This window comes from Streptomyces sp. NRRL F-2580 (assembly GCF_000720115.1).
Taxonomy (GTDB): Bacteria; Actinomycetota; Actinomycetes; order Streptomycetales; family Streptomycetaceae; genus Streptomyces.
Window position 1 is genome coordinate 1 of the sequence record NZ_JOIR01000049.1, and the last position, 19,895, is coordinate 19,895.

Genomic DNA, 19,895 nt, shown 5'->3' on the forward strand with positions numbered 1-19,895 from the left:
CTCGCCGGCATCTACGACCTGACGCTCCTGAACAAGGTCCTCAAGGCCGCCGGCAAGCCCGAGGTCTCCGACGCCGGCCTCGGCGCCAAGTAACCCGTAGCCCGGCAGACCCAGGAGGTGACGGGCATGGCTCCCGCAGAGCCCGTCACCCTCCTGGGTGCCCCGGGGTGCGGAACGCCGCTCCCCACCACCCGTACCGACGGAGCCGCCATGAGTTCCTGCTGCACTCCCGGCCTCGGTGACGCCACCCCCCTCGCGCTCTCCCCGGCACCGCGGTCACCGGTCACCATCGCGGAGCGGGACGGCGGGCTGCTGATCGACCTGCCGGGCGGACGCTTCCTCATGGGCACCGACGACCCGGACTCCTTCCCGGCCGACGGCGAAGGGCCGGTGCGCGAGGTTGACGTCGACCCGTTCCACATCGCGCCGACAACGGTGACCAATGCTCAGTTCCCCGCCTTCGTCGAAGCCACCGGCCATGTCACCGGGGCCGAACACTTCGGCGTCTCCTTCGTCTTCGGCGGCCTCCTGTCCGACCAGGTCGCCGCCGTGTCCCCCGCCGTGGCGGCCGTGCCCTGGTGGCGGGCCGTCCCCGGTGCGAGCTGGCGCCACACCGAGGGGCCGGCTCGTCCGTCACCACGCGCCGGAACCACCCCGTCATCCACGTCTCCTGGAACGACGCCCAGGCGTACTGCGCCTGGTCGGGCACCCGGCTGCCCACCGAGGCCGAATGGGAGTACGCGGCCCGCGGCGGCCTCCGGCAGCGGCGCTACCCCTGGGGCGACGACCTCACCCCCGGCGGCCGGCCCATGTGCAACATCTGGCAGGGCGACTTCCCGACCCTCAACACCGCGGAGGACGGCTACGAGGGCACGGCCCCGGCCAAGTCCTTCCACCCCAACGGCTTCGGCCTCTACAACGTCGTCGGCAACGTATGGGAATGGTGCGCCGACTGGTTCGCACCCGGCACCAGCCGCGTGATGCGCGGCGGCTCCTACCTCTGCCACGACTCGTACTGCAACCGCTACCGCGTCGCGGCCCGCAGCTCCAACTCTCCCCGCAGCTCCTCCGGCAACATCGGATTCCGCGTCGCCGCGGACAGCCCGCGGCCGCCGAACTGACACCACCGTCCCCTCTGCCAAGGACCACGATCCGCCATGAGTGTTTCCGCAGCCCTGAGTGTGACCGAGGCGTTCCCCCGCCACCACGAGCTGACCGTCGTCGACGTCCGCACCCCGGGCGAGTTCGCGTCCGGCCACCTGCCCGACGCCCTCAACATCCCCCTCGAACGCATCGGGCGGGCGCTGCCGGATCTCCGCGAGGCCGCCGAACACAAGCCCCTGCTGGTGGTGTGCGCCTCCGGCGCCCGGGCGGAGAACGCCGTCGCCACCCTGGCCTCCCACGGCATCGACGCATCGAGCCTCACCGGCGGCACCACCGCCTGGGCCGCCGAGGGCCACCGTCTCCACTACCCGGAGGGCCGCGCGCGGAACGTCTGGGCCATGGAGCGCCAAGTCCGCTTCACCGCGGGCTCCGTCGTCCTTCTCGGCCTGGCCCTCGGCTTCCTCGTCCACCCGGCCTTCCAGCTGCTGTCCGCGGGAATTGCGGCCGGCCTGGTCTTCTCCGCCCTCACCAACACCTGCGGCATGGCGCTCGCACTCGGCCGCCTCCCCTTCAACCGCCAGGGCAAGGCCTCCCTGGACACCTAGGCCGTCTCTTTCGGATCTTGCCGGGCCCGCGACGCCCGGCACCGCGCCTCGCCGCGTTGTCGGGACGCCCAAGTACGTCCAGTACAAGGGCGCCCCCTCCGCCTTGCGATGCACGGCACCGGACGCCGCGGGCTCAGCTGACAAGATCCGAAAGAGACGACCTAGCCGAATAGTCCAAACCAGCCGTGGTCGTTCGTACGTCCGGACACGGCGCGGCGCGCTCTCAGACGGTGCCACCAGCGCAGGGTGGTGTCGTTCGACAGCTGCGCGTACACCTCGCGGGCACGCCCGTCGTCCACGCCGGCCAGGAGCTCGACAGCCCTGAGCCGGGAGGAACCGCGCCAGGTACGGTCGTGCGCGAAGGCGATCAGCATGTCATGGCCGACGGGGTCGAGGGGGGCCGCGGGCGGGGGCTCGCCGTTCGGTGGGGCCGGCTTCTCGGCGAGGTGGTCGTGGAGGTCGGCGAGCCAGAGGGCCGCCTCGGCTCGATGGCGGTGGGCCACGTCGTCGTCGTGGGCGAGCCGAGTGAGCAGTTCCACCCCGCGGTCGTCGCCCAACTCCGCGAGGAATCCGGCGGACTTGAGGCGTTTCCCGGCCGTGAGGCCGGTGTCCTGGGCCTGAGCGGCCAGTATCTCGCCGCCGTTCCTGTCGCCGAGCTTGGCCAGCCGTGCGGCGACCGGCGGCCCGCACACGCCGGAGAGGTAGGGCGAACGGGCCAGTTCGGTCAGAACGTCCAGGCCGCGCCTGTCCCTCAGAAGCAGCAGCGTACTGGCAGCCCGAACCCGGTCATCGATCACGAAGCTGGACAGGATTCGGGCAAACATGCGCTCGATTTCGGGAGCCGGATCGTCAGCGATCCACCGGCCTCCCGCCACCTTGGCCCGCCAGAGCTCGAAACGGCCGATGCGGCAGAGCCTCAGCAGGGTGTCGGTGACGGCGCGGGTGACGGAAGACGGCAGCTCCGTACCCAAGTTGTGCTGATCGGCCAGGAATCTGCATCCGTCGAGTCCACCCCGGTTCGCGAGGTGCTCCAGCTCTTTGATCACCGCGGTGGCATCGTGCTCGCCGTCGTCGAGAAGGAAGCCGAAGTAGGACTCCTCCTCCCGGCCGGGTGGGTTCCAGTACCGGCGCCCCGGCGTTCGCCCGCTGACATCCAGCTGAGGCAACACCCAGTGCCGGGACCAGCCCTTCACGAGCAGGCGGGCGAGTTCAGTCGCACGGGCCTCGGGGTTCGCGTGGCGGGCGGCGCAGTATTCGAGCAGCGTCTGGTGGAGGAAGACGATCCTCCCCGCCCTGACGGTCAACAGCCCACTGCGCAGCAGGCTCGCCTCCAGGAACGTCCGCCACTCGCCCGAGGGCACCGTGGCGGGCCGTTGCGCGGCGGGCTGCGACTCCACGAGGTCGACCGCCGACACCGTCTCGTCCCGACGACGTTCGGCGGCCAGCAGGCCGATGAGCTCGGGAAGCTTCTCCAGGGTGTGCTCGGCTCGGCCGAGGACGGCGGGTCCGTGCCTCTCCAGGCCGGCGTAGCGCTGACGGCTGTCCGGTGATGCGGCGGCGCACTGGCGCTCGTGCAGCCGCTCCGTGAACTGCTGGAAGATCATGCCGCGGCTGGTGGGCAACTCCCTGCCGGGTGAGTCGACGTGGAGTTGGCAGAGCATCGCGGCCATCAAGGGCGTGCGGGCGAGGTCGGCGATCCGCCGGAACGCCGGATCCTGCGTGAAGCGCTCGGCCGCCCGCGCCGGCTCGGGCAGCCCGAGGGCGTTGAACCAGCGGCAGGCCACCTGCTCGACGTCCTCGGGACTGAAGGGCAGCAGGCGGTACCAGGCCACGTCCGGGCCGAGAGCGCGGAACTCGCGGGTGGGCAGCGGGCGGGCGGCGATGACGAAGCGGAACAGGTGGGCGTTGTGACTCTTCGTCAGGGCCGCCAGGGCGCCGACGACGTCGTGGCGTGCCGTCGTGCTGGTGACCTCGTCCAAGCCGTCGACCAGTACGAGCCAGCGCGCCCCGGCCCGCGGCGGGTGGGTGAAGAACTCGGCGGGGAAATCGTCCAGGAGGCCGTGCGGCCTGAGGTGCTCGTTCACGGCCGTGGCGAGAGCCTTGCTGAACGTGTGCTTGACCAGGGACTCCGCCGGCACCAGGACGGGCATCTCCTCCGCTTGGGAATCAGCCCAGCGGTTAAGCCCTTGCTCCAGCCAGACGCGCAGCAGACTGGATTTTCCACCCCCCGGCCCGGCGGTGACCACGCACACCCGCTTCTCGGCCAGGGCCCCGGCGGCCGGCAGTGGTCTCGGCCCGGCACCGAACAGCGACGCCGCCGGGTTCCCGTCGTCGGGACTGTTCGGATCCACCGGGACCGCTTGCTGACCCCAGTGGACATCGCTCAGAGACGGCGCGGCGCCGGGCAGGAAGAAGGGGTGGGGGTGGTGTCGGGCGACTTCCCTGGCCGCGGCGACGTAGTCGTTGAGCAGGCGGTTCTGCGACTCCGCTCGGGCCCGGACAGGGCGGGTACGGGGTTCGGCCCGGTCCCGCAGGCCCTCCAGCTCCGCGCGTTCCTCTCCCTCGACGCCCAGAGCGGTGAGGAGCGCGTCGAGCGTGACGAAGTTCGGCGTGGTCTTGCCCCGCTCGGCCTGGCTGATCGTCCCCACGGCGATCTCCGCCCGCGCCGCCAGTTCCCTGACCGCCCACTTGCGGGCCTGCCGGGCGTCCCTGAGCAGGGTGCCGAGACGCGCCAGTGCCTGCTGCGGAGCCAGTGCTTCCCCTTCGGCCATCGCTCCCCCACGGATCTCCCGTTCATCCTTGTTCACGCCCGCGGATGAACACCGATGGCAAAGGCTGCCATGGCCTGACAGGCCCGGCCGGACCTTTCCCGGATCCGATCGGCCACGAGCCCGAGGAGAACCGCAATGACCATCATTGATCACGACCACGTGCTGGCCGCCGCTGTCGGCGCACCCGTGGTCCTCGCACTGCTGGGCCGCCTCGTCCGAGGCCGGCAGCACCCGCGGGCCGAGTTCCTGCGCGGCCTGCGCGATCTTCTGACGCTGCGTATGGTCCTGCGTGACACCACGCCCGAAGAGCGTGCCGAACTGCTCGGGGCCCACCTGTCCTGGCGACTCGGCCGCAGCGGCCGGGACAGGTTCTGACGCGCGTCAGAGGACCTTGGAGAGGAAGGCGCGCGTACGGGCGTGCCGCGGGTGGTCCAGTACGGCCGCGGGCGGCCCTGTTCGACGACGGCTCCGGCGTCCATGAACACGGTGGCGGCCCGGCGCTCATACGCCACCCCCGCCCGCAGCGCAGCCGGGCCCGGCACCGACTCCGCGGCCTGCGCCAGCATCGGCTCCACCGGCGGTCTGAGCGTCCCGGGGCCTCACTCACGGCCTACTGGTCCCTCTGCCAGGGTCCGCCAGACCAGCCGGAGGCGGCCCCGTGAACGGCGCGCGTCATCCATCCGAGGGGCGCAGCGGCCCGTCAAAGGCGCCCCGCGGGGCTCGTGCGGCACGGTGACGGCATGCGTCGCTGGCCCTGCCCCTGCTCCTTGCCGCGCTGCTCGCGGCCTACGGATGCGTCACCGTCCACCCCGCCCCTACCCGGCCCGCCGGGGCCTCGCCCGCCGCGGTCCCGGAAGACCACAAGCACCCCGTCGACCCCCGGCCCGCACGACCGGACACGGGGGCGGCGCTGCCCCTCTCCCCCACGCCCGACCCTGCGGACATGACGGAGCTGTGCCGCGCGCGCACGGCGTCACCATGCCTGGACAGGGGCTGCGCCTTGGGGGAACAGGGGCGGCAGGCGCAGCGCCGGACAATGTGCTGGAGTTTCTGGCCCTCCTGCCCGGTCAGCCTGCGAACCCGAACAGGTTGCGCCATCCCGCCTCCCCCTGCTGGTTGGAAAACTCATTTCCAACCAGCACAACGAGCAACCCGGCGAGCCTTCCCGGTCACAGCACTAGAGGCCGGAGGGTACCTTGCCACGGGTGTCTGCCCCCGTCTCAGGGTCCTTGTAGTCCGGCTTCGTCTCCGGCTTCGGCGCCGGCTTCGTCTCGGGCTTGACCTTGCAGTAGACACTGCCGCTGACGAACTTGCAGCCGGGCATGTTCTCGATGTCCCGGGCCCGGTTTCCCTTCCTCTTGTTGCCCTTTTTCTTGCCGTCACCCTTCTTGCCGTGGTCGTTCTTGCGGTGGTCGTTCTTGCCGTGGTCGCCGTGCGTCGAGGTCACGGCACCTGTGTGCGAGTTCGCAGGGGCGGCAAACGCACTCGTGGGCAGCAGAGCGCCACCAGCGGCCAGGGCGGTCGAGACGCCGAGCATCACCAGACACTGCTTCCGAGAGGTGCGAATCATAAGAGCTTCTCCTTAGTGGGGGCAGGCCACCTGCCTGCGTGAACCCGTGCCTCAAGTAAGCCCCGCCACGTAAGCCACGTCATGCCACAACATCTCGGGGCTTGACGAGATGCGGGCGTCTAGGCGTGGCCGCGGCCCAGCCGGAGGGCTGCTTCGAGGATGGCGGCGGCGTCGCAGCGGTGGCATGCCCGCACGCCAGGCCGCATGAGCGCGTCCAAGGCCTACAGGAAGTGTCCATGTCGGTCCCGCCGCCGGCCGCGTATGCGCAGTCGTGCCCGTGGATGAGCACCCCCCGGCCGCCGGGGCCTGAGGCGTGGATCAACCCGGGGCGGGGCGCCCCGCCACCCGCGAGCAGTCTGTCGAAGCCCTCGGCCAGGGGGTCGAGGCATGCGTGATCCGCCGGGCCGACTCCGGCCTGGGCATCCTGGAGGCCTAACTGATCGTTTCAGAATGAGTTGAGCTCGGGCCTTGCGCTAGATGATCTTGGTCGGCAGGGTGTCCAGGGTGAGTGCTGATCTTGTTCCTGACGACCTGTGGGAGCGGGTGGCCCCGCTGCTGCCAACTGCTCCCGAGCGGCGCCATCGCCACCCCGGGCGGCGGCGTGTTCCCGACCGAGCGGCACTCGGCGGTGTCATGTACGTGCTGCGGACCGGTATCGCGTGGCGTGATGTCCCTGCGGAGACGGTGGGCTGTTCCGGGGTGACGGCCTGGCGTCGGCTGCGGGACTGGACCGAGGCCGGCGTGTGGCCACGCCTGCACGCTGCCCTGCTGGCCGAGCTGCGCCGCGCCGGTCTGCTGGACCTGGACGACTGCGCCGTGGACGGGTCGCACGTCCGGGCTCTCAAAGGGGGGCTCATGTCGGCCCCTCACCCCTCGACCGTGCCCGCCCCGGCTCGAAGCATCACCTGATCGTAGACCGCCACGGAACCCCGACCGCCGTCACGCTCCCCGGCGGGAACCGGCACGACGTCACCCAGCTCCTGCCACTGCTGGACGCCGTCCCATCGATTCGGGGTCTGCGGGGACGCCCCCGTCGCAAGCCCCGACGGCTGTACGCCGACCGTGGCTACGACTTCGACAAATACCGCCGCCTGCTGTGGAAGCGCGGCATCAAACCCGTGATCGCCCGACGCGGCGTGGCCCATGGTTCCGGACTGGGCAAGGTGCGCTGGGTGGTCGAGCGCACCTTCGCCTGGCTGCACCAGTTCAAACGACTCCGCACCCGCTACGAACGACGCGCGGATCTGCACCAAGGCCTGCTCGAACTGGCCTGCAGCCTCATATGCCTTCGCCGTCTCCGAACTTCATTCTGAAAGATCGGTGAGGGGCGACATGCCGGAGGCGGTGGCAGGGCTGCAAAGTCGGTTCCTGCCCTTGGGGGGCTGAACTCAGTGGAAGTCGAAAGGGATGTTCACTGAACCGTCCCCGTCCGGCGCCTCCGTGAGCGTGAGAGTTCCATCCTCTGCCTCAAAGACTCTCACCAAGATCTCGCCGTTGTCCTGGCCGGGAAACACGATGGAGAAGTGGGGGTCCATCTCCATGAGGAAGTCCCAGCCCTCGCGCTGGGTCGTGTCGGGGGCACTGGCATGCCGACCGGTTGCCCGCCACGTGCCGACCGCGTCGACAGTGACGGTGATGTCGATGTCGTACTTCTCAAGGCACATCGCGTGATTGGCCCACCATTCGAGGCGGGCCTGACCCACGAATCGATCCATGAGCACACTATGCACGGTGCCCAGGCCGGATGGGCGAGTCTGTGTGGCTGCCGGCCGCCGTGGGTCAGGCTGTGAGACGGAGCCGCATGGGGCAGGCCGGACAGGTCCTCGCCTCAACCGGCCGCACCGCGTATGCCTTCGCTGCCTCCGGATCTCATTTTGAAACCATCAGTAAGACGTCATCTCATTTGGCGAGTCTGCGGTAGCAGGTGAGGGTGTAGGTGATGCTGGTCGAAGGCGAGGAAGTGTTCGGCTTTGCGTTCGTAGCGTCGGGGCAACCGGCGAGCCAGGTCATGGTTTCGATGGTCCAGTGGTGGCGGCCCAGTCGCTGCGAGGACTCGATGCCCCTGCGGGCTATGCGGTGCTTGATGCCGCGTCCGCGTGACCATCGTCGCAGGTGGGCGTAGTCGTAGCCCTTGTCCGCGTGAAGCTTGCCGGGTTTGCGTCGTCGGCGTCCGCGGCGCGAGCGGACGGGCGGTATGCCCCGCATGAGGGGCTCAAGGGCCTGGCTGTCGTGGAGGTTTGCCCACGAGATTCCGACGAACAGGGGCAGACCGGTCCACTCCGTGATCAAATGGATCTTCGACCCGAACTTGCCCCTGTCGGCAGGATTCGGACCTGTCAGGTCCCCCTTTTCAGGGCCCGCATGTTCACCGAGTCGATCGCGCAGCGGGACCAGTCCAGCTCACCCCGGGCGCCGAGTTCGTCGAGGACCAGGCGGTACAGCTTGGCCCACACCCGCGCCTCGCTCCACTCGGTGAACCGCCGGTGGGCGGTCGCCCCCGACGGCCCGAACGACGCTGTGGGCAGTTGCTGCCAGGTGCAACCCGAGGTGGCAACGAAGACGATCGCGGCCAGTACCTCCCGGTCGCCATGCCGACGCCGGCCACCGCCCTGAGGCCGCGAAGGCGCCTCCGGCACCACCCGCTGGAACAACACCCACAACTCATCCGGCACCAGCCGCTCAACAATCCCCGCCACGACCGACAGTCTACCCAAACCACCCAAATGAGATGACTTCTCAACCGCTGACACTCCGATGACGACTTTCCACTGACACTCCCCCGCAGACCATCAGAAGCGGACTGCGTGGCGGGCGGGGGTGAGGTGGTCGAGGGTGAGGAGGCGCAGTTGGGTCGTTATTGCCGCGTGGAGGAGGGCTGCCAGGCCGATGAACGCTTCGTGCGGGTGCGTCTCGCCGGAGCTGTTCCAGCGGTGGTAGAGGGTGCGTTGCTGGTCCATGGTGAGGACGGTGCCTCGGTAGCCGCGGGCCTGCGGGGCTTCGAGGGGGGCGGCCGGGTTCTGGAGGACTTGCTCCGGTGTGGTGGGCGTGGGCGAAGAACTGGCGCAGTCCTGCCGGCCAGGACGCCCTGCGGGCCGGGTTCCAGGCGAGGAACGCCTCCAGGTCTTCGGTGGTCACAGATGCCCACGCCCGGTGGCCCCGGCCTGTGACGTGGAGGGCAAGGTCCCGGACGGTGTCGAGGCGGATTTTGATGGTCTTCAGCTGGTTCGGGCGCAGCCCCAGCGCGGCGGCGCGCTCACGCTGGTTGCCCAGTGCCCGGGCGAAGGTGAGCGCACCCCCGGTGGTGTAGCCGTAGATCAGCAGACGCAGCATCAGCCGCGGATGGTAGGGCGGGTAGTCGCGTTTCTCGGTGTAGTCCGCCAGGACCGGTCCGGGGTCCAACACCTCGTCTACCAGGTCGGCGACGAACCGGGACAGGTGCCCCTCGGGCAGCCAATCGTCCAGCGATGGCGGCAACAACAGGACCTGGTGCGGGTCGAACGCCCTAAACCGTTTGTCCACCGCCGCCGGACGGCCCTGCGGCTGCCTCTTCTCGAGCGGCTCGACCGCAAAACAACCCATGTCCACCGCGCATACCGGGATGATCTCGCACGGATGATCACAAGCCACACTCGGGTTGCCGACTACGGAGTCACGCTCTTAGCGGTAGAAAGTCCGGCCAGCGGCGCCGGATGAGACCGACCAGACCTCGACAATCAACCCATCGGAGACCCTGAGGATGTCGATTCCGCTCCTGGCGACCTTCCCACCGTCCTCGGCAGCGAAGCTCGCGAGGTAGGGGCGCGCGACAAGTCCGGTCGGTGCGCCGTCGGCAGGCGTGAGATCGACGACGGCGGTCCCCTCCGCTGCGAAGAGAAGCCCGGTGCGGGACTTGTGCCAGGCAGTGACAATCTCGGCAAGCTGCTGCGGGGTGCGGATCTCGTCGAAGGCGTCTGTGCCCGCCTGTGCATAACGCAGCACGAATTCGGGCGCCATGATCTCGTTGACGAGATCGAGGTCACCGTTCCACACGGCCGTCCACTGGTCGAACAGGCCGATACCGAACGCGCGCATGCCGTCGTCGCCCACAACAACCCCCCGAGTTAAGGACCTTCGTAACGCGACGACGGTAGCAAGCACCTATGACAGTTACTGGCCCACGCTCCTAGCCGAGGCAAGCACCACGCCCCGTGTCCGGCCTGGAAGCGCCCCAAGGGGCAAGTAAAGGGTGCGGTCGGGAGTGAGGATGACGGTGGCCTCGGTCAACCCGTTCCAGCGGTGGCTGCGGCCGTTGTAGCGGGGGGTGAGGTAGGACCATTCCAGGTTCCCGGCGATCATGGCCTCCAGCGCGTCCAGGTAGACGCGGAGGCCGCTGTCGCGGCCCGCCTCGCCGGCGCGCAGCATGGTGGCGAGGTGGTCGAATTCGCTTTCAACGCGGTGGACGGTCGCGGCGACGCGGTCGACAGCTGCCTGGAGGTCGCCGCCGTTCTCGGCGAGCGCGAGCTGGATTTCGTTCATGGTGTCGCCGCTGTAGAGCTCCTTGCGGTAGGAGAAGACGTCGTTGACGCCGATCCAGTGGCGTGCTACCAGCGTGCTCAGGTGCCGGAGTTCGGGTAGCTCCTGCAGGCGGTCGCTGAGGTCGATGCCGAGGCCGAATTCGAGGAGGGGGAAGCAACACTCCCCGATCGAGCTGCCCCGGTACTTCTCGTAGGTGGGCAGGTCCAGTGCCGTGTGGTCCCGGACGAAGTCCCGTTCGGCGTGGCAGGCGTGCAAGAACTCGTGCAGCGTGCGCGCGTAGCGTCGCCAGACCCGTTCAGGCGTAAGGGGGAGGGTCTGGTCCCGCAGCTGCCGGAAAGCCCGGGTGAAGGCCGTGTCCACGGCGGGCACTCTGCCGTCGATGACATCAGACAGGTGGTAGATGCCCAACTGCCGGATCCGGGACGGCGGCGCTTGGGCAAAGACATCGTCGATGCTGAACAGGACGTCGATCCAGGCACAGACCAGTTCGATGCGGTCCTCGCGAGCGTGGGCGTAGGTGAGCAGGTTCCACAGGCTGGTGCGGTGCTCCAGGAACGCCTCCAGTTCCTGCGGGTCCCTGAAGGCATCGTGGAGGAGGACGGCGAGACGGGCCCTGCAGCGCTGCTCCAGAACCTCCAGGCCGGGCCGGCGCCGGGCGGGTGGGAACCGGGGGAAAACCGGCATCCGGAAGAAGGGGTACCCCTCGGCTGACAGCACCGTGCCGCCACCGGGGGCGGGCGCCGGAACGGGGATGCCGTCTTCGGCGTGGCCGGGGCTGCTCATCGCTCCCGTCCCGCCCCGGGCCGACGTACGGCGGGCGGGGACATGCGGGCAGTGGGGATGAGACGGCCGGCCTTGGGGGTGAGGAGGAAACGGGGCAGGGGCCGCAGTGGGGTGGCCGTGGCCCTGCGCAGTTGCCAGCGGCTGCTGATCGTGGCGAGGGCAAGGACGGCCTCCGTCATGCCGTAGTGCTCGCCCAGGCACTTGCGGCGCCCGCCACCGAAGGCGGTGAACGCCTGGCGCTGAGCCGGGGTGATGCGTTCAGGCAGCCACCGGTCCGGGTCGAGGCGGTCCGGCTCGGGAAAGACGGCCGGGTCACGGTGCAAGGCGTAGGGGGAGACGATCACGTCCGCGCCCGCGGGAACGGCATATCCGGCGACGATCGTCTGTTCCAGGGTGATGCGGCTGAGCATCCAGGTGGGCGGCCACAGCCGCAGCACCTCGGTAAGGACCTGCCGGGTGTAGGGCAGGCGCGGGACATCGGCGTAGGTCGGAGCCTGGCCGGCGAGCTCCCGATCCAGCTCATCCCACAGCCGGCGCTCCACATCCGGGTACTCGGACAGGGCGTGGAGGGTCCAAGCGAGCAGGGAGGCGGTGGTCTCCACGCCCGCGGCCAGCACCGACAGGACCTGATCACGTACCTCGACGTCGTCCAGCGGACGGCCCTCGTCGTCGACCGCGGCCATCACCATCGACAGCAGGTCGTCTCCCGGCGCCCCGCCGGAACGATACTGCGCGATCACCTGCCCGACGGCCTCCTCCAGACGGGCCTGGGCCTGCCGGAAACGGCGGTTGGCCGGCAGCGGAAGACGATGCAGCAGCGGCCACGGCACGAGCATCTGCCGGAACATGCCCTCCAGCAGCACTGGTAGGGCTACGGCCATGATGTCCGCTGCCTCACGGCCGGCCGGGGCCGCGATCAGCGTGCGCGACACCACCTGAGCCGCCAGCGCGTACATCGCCCCTTCCACATCGATCCGCTCCCCCTCCCGCCACCCGTCGGCCGCCTGCGCGATGCACTCACCCATCACCGGCGCGTAGCGGGTCACCTGGTCGCGATGGAACGCGGGCCGCATCACCGGCTGCTGACGCCGGTGATCGGCGTTGCTGCACGTGATCACCCCGTTGCCGACCAGGACGCGCGCCGTGTCCATGAACGGGCCGCCCTTGTCGAACACCGACGACACCAGCACCTGACGGGCCGCCTCGGCCTCGTTGACCAGATACACCAGACGGCCCGCGAGCTGCATACTCACCACCGGTGGGCCCCCGCGCTGGGAGGCGAGGAAGGCCAGGGGGTCACGTACCAGGTGCGGCGCGTGACCCAGCCACGGCACACCACCCGCCATCGACTGAACCTGCAAAGACCCCACCATGCTCGCTCCCTTGGACGCCTGCCGGGCAGCACACCGGACGACAATCGCCCACCGCACCCTGCGCACGAGAGACAACATCGTCCTCTTGCCGCAGAACCGCGGCCGTACCGCACCTCTCGTAACGAGGGGCCCGCCCACGGGTGTCGCGGGGCGCACAGCAGCACTCCCGCAGCGCGTGCTCACTGCGCACCCGGTCTGCAACCCCGTGCGCGCCGCCCCATCAGCGAACGTTCCGGAGAGGGTGAGCTGCCCCGCGAGTAGTTCCCTCTCTGTTTCCCCTGTGGGTACCCCCTTGCTTCCCCCTCTGAGTTCCCCTGCTGTTTCCCGCCTTGCTTCCGAATCGGGCAGCAAGGCGTGTCCGATCGGCCTCTGTGACGTTGCATAGGGCATGAAGAAGATGATCATTGCGTCGGCCTTGGCGTTCGCTGCGCTCGGAATCGCGGCCCCGATGGCCTCCGCTGCCGTGCAGCCCAGCCAGGCAGTCGCGGAGAACCTGCCCAGCTCCGGCTTGATGGATGACGACGACGGGGTGACCGGCGGCCACCACGGCCGCGGGGAGGGACTTGATGTCGAAGCCGAAGTCGAAGACGGCGACGACCTGGCCGAAGTTGAAGTCGAGAACGACGGGTCGGATCTTGCCGACATCGAAATCCTGTAAGGGTCGACCCACGTGCACGCCCCCGCCTCCTGGGCGTAGGTCACTCCACGGTGGCGACGACGACCTCGCGGTGCGCAAGGAGCGGCACGATCCGTTCCACGGCCAGCCGCCGGAAGGGGTCGCTCGCCCGGTGGGCGTCCAGGGCGGCGTGGTCGGCGTAGCGTTCGACCAGGATGGTCTCGCCGTCCAGCCCGTCGTACGCCTCGTAGCCGAGGCAGCCCGCCTCGGCGCGGGAGTCGGCGGCCAGGTGTTCCAGGGCGGCGGCGACGGTTGACCGGTTGCCCGGGCTGGGCTGCCAGCGGGCAACCACGACGAACCCTGGCCTTGTCCGGGTCGGTGGTCATCGGGCACAGGGTCCACGGGGCTGTCAGTGCGCGGGCCGCGAAGAGAACCTCCAGGCGTCGGCGGCGCTCGGCATAGGGCAGGGCCAGCAGCTCGATGCCGTCGATCTGCAGGGCGTCGAAGGCGATGAAGAACGCCGGGCTCTTCACGGCGAGCGCGGTGGCGGTGCGGCCGCGGGCGGCGGTCCGGCGCTGGAGTGCTTCGAAGGACAGGTGTCCGGCTGCGGTGTCCCAGACGACGCGTTCACCGTCGAGGACCAAGCCGTCCGGCAGTTGCTCGGCGGCCGCGACCAAGTCGGGAAATCGGTCCTGGACCAGGGAGCCGTGCCGGGTCTGCAGGAGCAGCCGGCCGCCGGGGCCGGCGGGGGTGAAGAGGATCGTGCGGTGGCCGTCGAACTTCTGTTATGCGCTGCTGGACAGTCCGCCGCTGCGGCATCGGGTCGCTCGGACCATGCCGTGCGGAATCGACTCGCCTCTCATCAAGAACCCTGGCACTCTGCCCCTCATGCAGCATGTGGACCCCATCGACCAGGCGCGACGTCTCGTCCGCAGCCGTTTCCCCGAAGCGCTCTCCGTCGTCCTCGCCGGCTCCACGGCTACCGGAAGAGCCACTGCCAGCAGCGACTTGGACATCGCGGTGCTCATCGAGGACGGCGGCGTGACCTGCCGGGAGACGATCCGGTTCGAGGAACGTGTCGTAGAACTCTTCGTCCACACCCGTACCGGTCTCGTGGAGCTCTTCGCCGCAGACGTCGCCGCGCGGCGGGCGGTGCTTCAGAACATGTATGCCTCCGGTCTCGTTCTGGTCGACTCCAAGGGCGAGGCCGGGCGCGCTCGCGCGCTGGCCGAAGCGGACCTTCGTGAAGGTCCGCCTGCATTGGAACCCGAGACAGTCGATACGAAACGCTACGGTCTGACGGATGCGCTGGACGACCTCGCTGACGCGAGCGACCCCGTCGAGCGTCTGGCCGTGGCCGGGTACGTGGTCAGCGCCGCCGCCGAATTGCTCTGCGACCACCATCACGCGTGGATCGGCGGCGGGAAGTGGTTTCCCCGCCGCCTGTTGGAAGCCGACCCACAGCGCGGAGCCGCCCTTCTCGAAGGACACCACCACTTGTGCGGCTCAGGCGAGCCCACAGCACTGATCAGCGCAGCGTCGACGGTGCTCGACCTCGTCGGCGGCCCCCTCCGCGAGGGCTACCGCAGGACCTGGCACGGCACCATCGACTCGGTTGCCGCGACGCGCTGACGCACCCCGCCAACACCGCAGCGGACACCGGACAGCTGGCAACCCTGTCCATAACTTCTGCTCCGCCGCGAAGCCGCTCGCCAGGACGCCGGAGCCGGGGACGTACTCGGCGGCCTGGGCGAGCATCGGCTCGAAGGGCGGGGTGAGAACCACCCGGGGATGGCCTCCTTACCGGCGCTCCGGGCATGGGCACCCGGCAGCCTCCCCCGGCCAGGCATGTGGACTCAGCTCGGTGATCCTGACGCCGGAGTTGCCCCAGCGCCGTGCCCTGCGGTCCGGGGCTGTGCTGCGGCCCCGCTGTCTGCCTCGGCGGCGTCGGCGAGGGCTTCGGCAGCGGCTTCCGCGGCTTTCGCAGCGTCTTTCGCAGCCTGGACGGCCAGGTCGTCGGACGACGCCTCGCGGGTGGCTGCGGACTGGGGAAGGGATTCAGTGAAGGCGCGGGTGACGTTCTGGAGGGCGGAGGTGACCTCGCCAGGTATCACCCAGAACGTGTTGCCCTGGCCCTGCGCGAGCTGGGGGAGCACCTGGAGGTACTGGTAGGCGAGCAGTTTGGGGTCGGGGTCGTTGCGGTGGACGGCTTGGAAGACCTCGTCGATGGCCCGTGACTGGCCCTCCGCCTTGAGGATTTCGGCGGTCCGGTTGCCCTCGGCGCGCAGGACGGCGGACTGCTTGTCGCCTTCCGCGGTAAGGATCTGGGACTGGCGCTGCCCCTCGGCTCCAAGGATGGCGGCACGCTTGTCCCGCTCGGCCCGCATCTGCTTCTCCATCGCGTCCTTGATGGACTGCGGCGGGTCGATGGCCTTGATCTCCACGCGGTTGACCCTGAGCCCCCACTTGCCGGTGGCCTCGTCAAGGACCCCGCGGAGCTGGTTGTTGATGGTATCCCGGGAGGTGAGGGTCTTCTCCAGGTCCATGGACCCGACGACGTTGCGCAGCGTGGTGACCGTCAACTGTTCCACCGCCTGGAGGAAGTTGGCGATCTCGTAGGCCGCCGCGCGCGGGTCGGTGACCTGGAAGTACAGGACGGTGTCGATCTCGACGACCAGGTTGTCCTCCGTGATCACAGGCTGCGGCTTGAAGGAGACGACCTGCTCACGCAGGTCGATCACCGGATAGACGCGGTCGACGTAGGGGATGACGACGTTGAGTCCGGGCTTCAGAGTGCGGTGGTAGCGGCCGAGCCGCTCGACGTTGCGTGCGCGGGCCTGGGGGACGATCCGTACCGCTCGCACCACGGTGAACACGGCGAGCACCGCGACGAGGAGGCCGGCTATGAGGAAGGCGGAAATCTCCATGGCTCACTCCCGGGGATAGACGAGCGCGGTGGTGCCCTTGATTTCCATGACATCGACGGCCGTGCCGGGAGGGATTACCAATGTCTCGTCGTAGGCACGCGCCGTCCACTCCTCACCACCGATACGGACCCGGCCGCCCAGCTTCGACACCTCCGATGTCACGTAGGCGGCCTCGCCGACGAGGGCGTCGACACCGAAGCGCCCCTCCCCGTCCGGCGGTGAAGACAGGCGACGAAGCGCCACTGGGCGGACGAAAACCACGCCGACCGCCGACACGACCGCGAACACCAGAAACTGCCAGGGCAGGGGCAAACCGACAGCGGCGAATACGGCTGTGACCAGCGCTGCGCCGCCCAGCAGCCCGAGCGCGGCGGTGAGAGTGACGATCTCCACCGCGCCCAGGACCAGAGCGACGATCAGCCAGACCAGCCAGGGCTCCATGCCTTACGCCTCCTCGTGAGTGAAGGAGAGCGCTAACTGCACCTTTTGTAGGTTTTACCCGATAATTGTGCTGAGAACCGGCCGTCCAGTTCGACGGATGCCGCAGCGTCGGAAGGTCGGCCGTCTGGGCCGAAATGCAGGTGTGAGGTGCAGGACGCGCCAACGCCTCGCTTGGGGAGAGGACGGCCTTGGGACTGACTGGTAGGCCCGCACGTCGGGGTGTCGCGTACTCGCGGCTGATGCCCACGAGCCATGGCGCTGGGGTCAGAGGTCAGGCCGGCGGGTTGTGGTCTGGCATGACCGGGCGGCGCGTGATGCGAGGACTGCTGGCCGTGGAGGCGACCTTGGGTCGGAACGCGCGAGGCTGTGTCCGACCTGCGGGTTCCCGTTGTAGGCCCCGGTCCGCGCAGCGACAGTTGGCCTATGTGACCGCAGGGTGCTGGGCCGCGATGGAGAAGGACGGCCAGCCGAGACGGAGTGCGGACAGCTTGTCCGTGTGCGGCGAGCAGTCCAAGCAGCAGCTCGGCCGGGAGTTCCCAGCCGAGCCGTTGCTGCATCGTGGATGGCGTCTTACGGCGCCGGACCGGTCGGCCTCCTTGCCGCCGCTGCCCCCGCCCAAGCCGATCCGCACGGCGAGGAGTCCGACCAGAACGTAGATCACTCCCCGGGCGCAGAGCCCGACGCGGGCCGCGACCTCAATGGCCCGGCTGTCCACCACGCGCTGCCCCGGAGTGCTGGCCTGGGCCGCGCCTTTCTCGATCTCCTTACCCGGCACCTCCCCGTACCCCCGGCGGCGTGTCGTCACAGCGGCTCGCCCCACCATGGCACCGGGCAGCGCACCCGACCAGCGCAGCCTCGAGGCACAGCGCTGGTGCCGGTGGCGGCCCGATGTCGCTCCCTGCATCGGGGCCGTGGTCGTTCCCGCCCCGGACCGAGGCGGGAACGGGCCATGACGGTGTCGGGCCTGGCGGCTCTAGGGCGGCCGGTTCGGTGAGCGGCCTCGGCCGCCACCCCGTGGGCACGTGCTCCCTCCCCCTCCGTGCGGGTGCTCACCCACAGCTCTCAGCCGACGGCCGCGCTCGGGCCTTGGGGTGCGCCGAAAGGCGGCACGTCCTCCACGGTTACGTCGAGGCGCAGTCTCTTGAAGCGGACGGGGTGGCGCCAGACGCCTCCGCGGTCGACGGCGGTGTCGGCGCTGATCTCGGCGACCAGCTCGGGGCGGACCAGGGTCACGTCCAGGATCTCGCGGGAACCCCACGCTGAGGCGAACTGCAGGCCTTCCCAGGGATGCTCTCCGGGGCCGGCCAGGGTGAGGTTGGCGCCGACGAGGTGGGCGGGCTCCGGGTGCAGCGGGACCGTCCGGCCGATCGTGCGCAGCCGGCCTGTGGTGTCGTGCCGGCCGAGGATGAGGAGGCGGGGCTGCTTCGGGGTGCCGGTGATCGCTGCGATGATCGCTTCGGTGGTGTCGCGGCGACGGAGTTTGTACCAACCTCTGTAGCCGGGCAGGTAGTGCTGGTCCAGGGCCTTGACCACGATCCCCTCGACCCCGGACACATCGGTCCGTTCCTCCAGCCATTTTCGTGCGGTGACGATGTCGGTCGTCGCGGGGCACAGCGTCCACGGGGCCGACAGCCCGTGGCTGTCGAAGAGGTCCTGCAAGGTACGGCGGCGCTGCCAGTACGGGCGGTCCAACAGCTCGATCCCGTCCAACTGCAACACGTCGAAAGCGATGAAGTACGCCGGCAGCGGCGCGGCGAGCGCGGGTGCGGTGCGGGCGCTGGTGGCAGCCCTGCGCTGCAACCCCTCGAAGGAGAGCCGGCCCGCCTGCGCATCCCACACGACGAGCTCCCCATCGAGCACCAGGCCGGCGGGCAGCTGCCCGGCCGCAGCGGTGAGGTCAGGAAACCGGTGCTGGATCAGCGAGCCGCGCCGGGTCTGCAACAACACCCGGCCGCCTGCCAGCCCCGCCGGGGTGAACAGCAGCGCCCGGAAACCGTCGAACTTCTGCTCGAAAGCCAGACCCGAGCCCGTCACGAAGGGGCCCGGCACCGCCTCCACGGCCTGCGCCAGCATCGGATCAACCGGTGGCCGCAGCACCACCCGAGCCTCCCTCACCGTCGACCTGCCCTACAACCAGCCTGCCCGCACAAACAGAGCACGCGACAAGTCAAGGGGCCGTGGCCGCACGGGCAAGCAAGGTGGCCGTGCGGGTGCCCGCGCGCGGCCGTAACCAGCCATGATCGCCTCGACGGATCACCACACCCTTCGCCCGCCCCGTAGTCGCGGGTGCGCCCGATCGGAGCGCCGGCGGCTTGTCGCGCTTCGACGTCGGGTGGGAGGAGGTCCTGTCCGCCCCGAACACGGCCACCTCCTGGCCCCGCTGGACGCCCCGCAAGCGAGCCGAGGGCAAACGCCATACCCAGGCCGTGATCGCCCTTGCACGCCGTCGGGTGAACGTCTTGTGGGCCCTCATCCGTGACCGCCGCCTCTACGAACTCACGCCGCCGCCTGTCAAAGCGTCGCCCTGATCGTCGGCCACGCTGGGCAAGCTGGGAGGTCCGTGACATCCTGCGGCAGTGCTTTTGAGTGATCATGCAAACAGCGTCGAGCTCCGTCCGCTGAGCTATCAGTTCGCTGCGGCCCAGGGCGACCGCTACGACGACAACTGGCTGGTCATCGGTGGCACGGTGACGACTCCCGACGGCGGCTGGTCCTTCACCGATCCGGCTTTGCTGACCCACGAAGCTCGCCAGATCAGCGCGTGGATGCGCGCGGCGGCCGCAGGGACGGTCGCTGTGACCCGGCCGGACGACGAGGGCTATTTGTCCCCGGACACCTGGTTCAACGAGCCAGTCCTGGCCTTCAGCCTCGCCGACCGAAACGAAACCGGGGCGACGATTCGCCTTCACCTGTCCCTGGAAGCGACGCCCCCGTGGCGCCAGGGCGATGACAGGCCGGACATCTACCAGTACGCCGTGGAAGTGCATGTGAACACAGCTGCACTGCTTCACGCAGCAGACCAGTGGGATCTTGCCCTGGACTCCTTCCCGACCCGCTAATCCACGTCAGTCTCGCCGGACGCGGTCCGCCGGGCCCCACACAGGCGCCGAGGCTTGACTTCTCCATTGGGAAGCCCCTGAGCGTTCGGTGCTGCGGCACCGGCGGCTCCGCGGCGGCTTCCCTCCCACCT

The 19,895-nt window shown here is 69.5% G+C and carries 19 protein-coding genes and 5 pseudogenes; 9 read left to right on the top strand and 15 right to left on the bottom strand.

Annotation, left to right across the window (positions count from 1 at the left end; genetic code table 11):
* Nucleotides 1-210: 210 nt before the first annotated feature.
* Nucleotides 211-1,121, top strand: a pseudogene (locus tag IF88_RS41380) (formylglycine-generating enzyme family protein).
* Between the two features lie 36 nt (nt 1,122-1,157).
* A complete protein-coding gene (locus tag IF88_RS0135300; protein WP_030722226.1) occupies nt 1,158-1,709 on the top strand; it encodes a rhodanese-like domain-containing protein in 552 nt (183 codons plus the stop codon).
* Between the two features lie 161 nt (nt 1,710-1,870).
* Here the strand turns inward: IF88_RS0135300 and IF88_RS0135305 are convergent, their stop codons facing one another.
* Entirely contained in the window at nt 1,871-4,516 is a 2,646-nt protein-coding gene (locus tag IF88_RS0135305; RefSeq protein ID WP_158754768.1) for an NACHT domain-containing protein, read from the bottom strand.
* A gap of 99 nt (nt 4,517-4,615) precedes the next feature.
* Between IF88_RS0135305 and IF88_RS0135310 the strand changes: the two genes are divergently transcribed.
* On the top strand, nt 4,616-4,855 hold the full coding sequence (locus IF88_RS0135310) for a hypothetical protein (RefSeq protein WP_030722230.1): 240 nt from the start codon (nt 4,616-4,618) through the stop codon (nt 4,853-4,855).
* Between the two features lie 802 nt (nt 4,856-5,657).
* Here the strand turns inward: IF88_RS0135310 and IF88_RS0135315 are convergent.
* Nucleotides 5,658-6,050, bottom strand: coding sequence for a hypothetical protein (locus IF88_RS0135315; protein ID WP_158754770.1), 393 nt, complete (start codon nt 6,048-6,050; stop codon nt 5,658-5,660).
* Between the two features lie 313 nt (nt 6,051-6,363).
* Here IF88_RS0135315 and IF88_RS49220 point away from each other — a divergent pair, with 313 nt between their 5' ends.
* Nucleotides 6,364-6,486, top strand: a complete 123-nt coding sequence (locus IF88_RS49220; protein WP_267884553.1) for a hypothetical protein — start codon at nt 6,364-6,366, stop codon at nt 6,484-6,486.
* A gap of 68 nt (nt 6,487-6,554) precedes the next feature.
* A protein-coding gene (locus IF88_RS44640; protein WP_199808188.1) for an IS5 family transposase occupies nt 6,555-7,363 on the top strand; the annotation gives its coding sequence in 2 pieces (ribosomal slippage) (nt 6,555-6,894 and nt 6,894-7,363; 810 coding nt in all).
* Nucleotides 7,364-7,438: 75 nt separating this feature from the next.
* Here the strand turns inward: IF88_RS44640 and IF88_RS0135330 are convergent.
* From IF88_RS0135330 to IF88_RS0135360, 7 genes and pseudogenes are all read right to left on the bottom strand, one after another.
* The gene (locus IF88_RS0135330; protein ID WP_030722234.1) at nt 7,439-7,765 is read right to left on the bottom strand and encodes a hypothetical protein; all 327 of its coding nucleotides are present in this window, start codon (nt 7,763-7,765) and stop codon (nt 7,439-7,441) included.
* Nucleotides 7,766-7,949: 184 nt separating this feature from the next.
* Nucleotides 7,950-8,755: pseudogene (locus tag IF88_RS45980) on the bottom strand (IS5 family transposase).
* A gap of 84 nt (nt 8,756-8,839) precedes the next feature.
* Complete coding sequence (locus tag IF88_RS47490; RefSeq protein ID WP_199808190.1) at nt 8,840-9,007, bottom strand: hypothetical protein; 168 nt, start codon at nt 9,005-9,007, stop codon at nt 8,840-8,842.
* A 337-nt stretch (nt 9,008-9,344) separates the two neighbouring features.
* Nucleotides 9,345-9,569: pseudogene (locus IF88_RS44650) on the bottom strand (IS5/IS1182 family transposase); the annotation flags it as partial.
* A gap of 138 nt (nt 9,570-9,707) precedes the next feature.
* Complete coding sequence (locus tag IF88_RS0135350) at nt 9,708-10,136, bottom strand: nuclear transport factor 2 family protein (protein WP_030722243.1); 429 nt, start codon at nt 10,134-10,136, stop codon at nt 9,708-9,710.
* Nucleotides 10,137-10,196: 60 nt separating this feature from the next.
* The gene (locus IF88_RS0135355; RefSeq protein WP_030722246.1) at nt 10,197-11,348 is read right to left on the bottom strand and encodes a terpene synthase family protein; all 1,152 of its coding nucleotides are present in this window, start codon (nt 11,346-11,348) and stop codon (nt 10,197-10,199) included.
* Nucleotides 11,345-12,721, bottom strand: a complete 1,377-nt coding sequence (locus IF88_RS0135360; RefSeq protein WP_063754891.1) for a cytochrome P450 — start codon at nt 12,719-12,721, stop codon at nt 11,345-11,347. Before IF88_RS0135360 ends, IF88_RS0135355 begins: the two co-directional genes overlap by 4 nt.
* Nucleotides 12,722-13,109: 388 nt before the next feature.
* Between IF88_RS0135360 and IF88_RS46940 the strand changes: the two genes are divergently transcribed.
* Nucleotides 13,110-13,379 carry a hypothetical protein gene (locus IF88_RS46940; RefSeq protein WP_158754772.1) on the top strand — a complete coding sequence of 90 codons (270 nt, stop codon included), beginning with the start codon at nt 13,110-13,112 and terminating at the stop codon, nt 13,377-13,379.
* 40 nt (nt 13,380-13,419) lie between these two features.
* Here the strand turns inward: IF88_RS46940 and IF88_RS0135370 are convergent, their stop codons facing one another.
* Together IF88_RS0135370 and IF88_RS49730 are read right to left on the bottom strand one after the other, a co-directional pair.
* A complete protein-coding gene (locus IF88_RS0135370) occupies nt 13,420-13,689 on the bottom strand; it encodes a putative quinol monooxygenase (protein ID WP_030722254.1) in 270 nt (89 codons plus the stop codon).
* An 85-nt stretch (nt 13,690-13,774) separates the two neighbouring features.
* A pseudogene (locus tag IF88_RS49730) lies at nt 13,775-14,107 on the bottom strand (ATP-dependent DNA ligase); the annotation flags it as partial.
* Between the two features lie 118 nt (nt 14,108-14,225).
* On the opposite strand from IF88_RS49730, the gene IF88_RS0135375 reads away from it, so the two are divergent.
* Nucleotides 14,226-14,969, top strand: a complete 744-nt coding sequence (locus tag IF88_RS0135375; RefSeq protein WP_051838130.1) for a nucleotidyltransferase domain-containing protein — start codon at nt 14,226-14,228, stop codon at nt 14,967-14,969.
* 224 nt (nt 14,970-15,193) lie between these two features.
* Here the strand turns inward: IF88_RS0135375 and IF88_RS0135380 are convergent, their stop codons facing one another.
* From IF88_RS0135380 to IF88_RS0135395, 4 genes are all read right to left on the bottom strand, one after another.
* Nucleotides 15,194-16,264, bottom strand: coding sequence for an SPFH domain-containing protein (locus IF88_RS0135380; RefSeq protein WP_051838120.1), 1,071 nt, complete (start codon nt 16,262-16,264; stop codon nt 15,194-15,196).
* A 3-nt stretch (nt 16,265-16,267) separates the two neighbouring features.
* On the bottom strand, nt 16,268-16,705 hold the full coding sequence (locus tag IF88_RS0135385) for an NfeD family protein (RefSeq protein ID WP_030722263.1): 438 nt from the start codon (nt 16,703-16,705) through the stop codon (nt 16,268-16,270).
* 421 nt (nt 16,706-17,126) lie between these two features.
* Entirely contained in the window at nt 17,127-17,609 is a 483-nt protein-coding gene (locus IF88_RS49225; RefSeq protein WP_324617227.1) for a DUF1206 domain-containing protein, read from the bottom strand.
* A 158-nt stretch (nt 17,610-17,767) separates the two neighbouring features.
* Nucleotides 17,768-18,805: an ATP-dependent DNA ligase gene (locus IF88_RS0135395; RefSeq protein ID WP_234323813.1), complete on the bottom strand. Its 1,038-nt coding sequence runs from the start codon at nt 18,803-18,805 to the stop codon at nt 17,768-17,770.
* A gap of 290 nt (nt 18,806-19,095) precedes the next feature.
* Here IF88_RS0135395 and IF88_RS45990 point away from each other — a divergent pair.
* Nucleotides 19,096-19,233: pseudogene (locus tag IF88_RS45990) on the top strand (IS110 family transposase); the annotation flags it as partial.
* Between the two features lie 48 nt (nt 19,234-19,281).
* Nucleotides 19,282-19,764, top strand: coding sequence for a hypothetical protein (locus IF88_RS0135400; protein ID WP_030722272.1), 483 nt, complete (start codon nt 19,282-19,284; stop codon nt 19,762-19,764).
* Nucleotides 19,765-19,895: the final 131 nt, after the last annotated feature.

Coding starts and splice junctions, on each gene's coding strand:
- IF88_RS46940 (WP_158754772.1), top strand. CDS start 13,110: ATGAAGAAGATGATCATTGCGTCGGCCTTGGCGTTCGCTGCGCTCGGA.
- IF88_RS0135375 (WP_051838130.1), top strand. CDS start 14,226: ATGCAGCATGTGGACCCCATCGACCAGGCGCGACGTCTCGTCCGCAGC.
- IF88_RS0135330 (WP_030722234.1), bottom strand. CDS start 7,765: ATGGATCGATTCGTGGGTCAGGCCCGCCTCGAATGGTGGGCCAATCAC.
- IF88_RS0135315 (WP_158754770.1), bottom strand. CDS start 6,050: ATGATTCGCACCTCTCGGAAGCAGTGTCTGGTGATGCTCGGCGTCTCG.
- IF88_RS0135310 (WP_030722230.1), top strand. CDS start 4,616: ATGACCATCATTGATCACGACCACGTGCTGGCCGCCGCTGTCGGCGCA.
- IF88_RS0135380 (WP_051838120.1), bottom strand. CDS start 16,264: ATGGAGATTTCCGCCTTCCTCATAGCCGGCCTCCTCGTCGCGGTGCTC.
- IF88_RS0135385 (WP_030722263.1), bottom strand. CDS start 16,705: ATGGAGCCCTGGCTGGTCTGGCTGATCGTCGCTCTGGTCCTGGGCGCG.
- IF88_RS47490 (WP_199808190.1), bottom strand. CDS start 9,007: ATGGACCAGCAACGCACCCTCTACCACCGCTGGAACAGCTCCGGCGAG.
- IF88_RS0135355 (WP_030722246.1), bottom strand. CDS start 11,348: ATGAGCAGCCCCGGCCACGCCGAAGACGGCATCCCCGTTCCGGCGCCC.
- IF88_RS49225 (WP_324617227.1), bottom strand. CDS start 17,609: ATGCAGGGAGCGACATCGGGCCGCCACCGGCACCAGCGCTGTGCCTCG.
- IF88_RS0135300 (WP_030722226.1), top strand. CDS start 1,158: ATGAGTGTTTCCGCAGCCCTGAGTGTGACCGAGGCGTTCCCCCGCCAC.
- IF88_RS0135360 (WP_063754891.1), bottom strand. CDS start 12,721: ATGGTGGGGTCTTTGCAGGTTCAGTCGATGGCGGGTGGTGTGCCGTGG.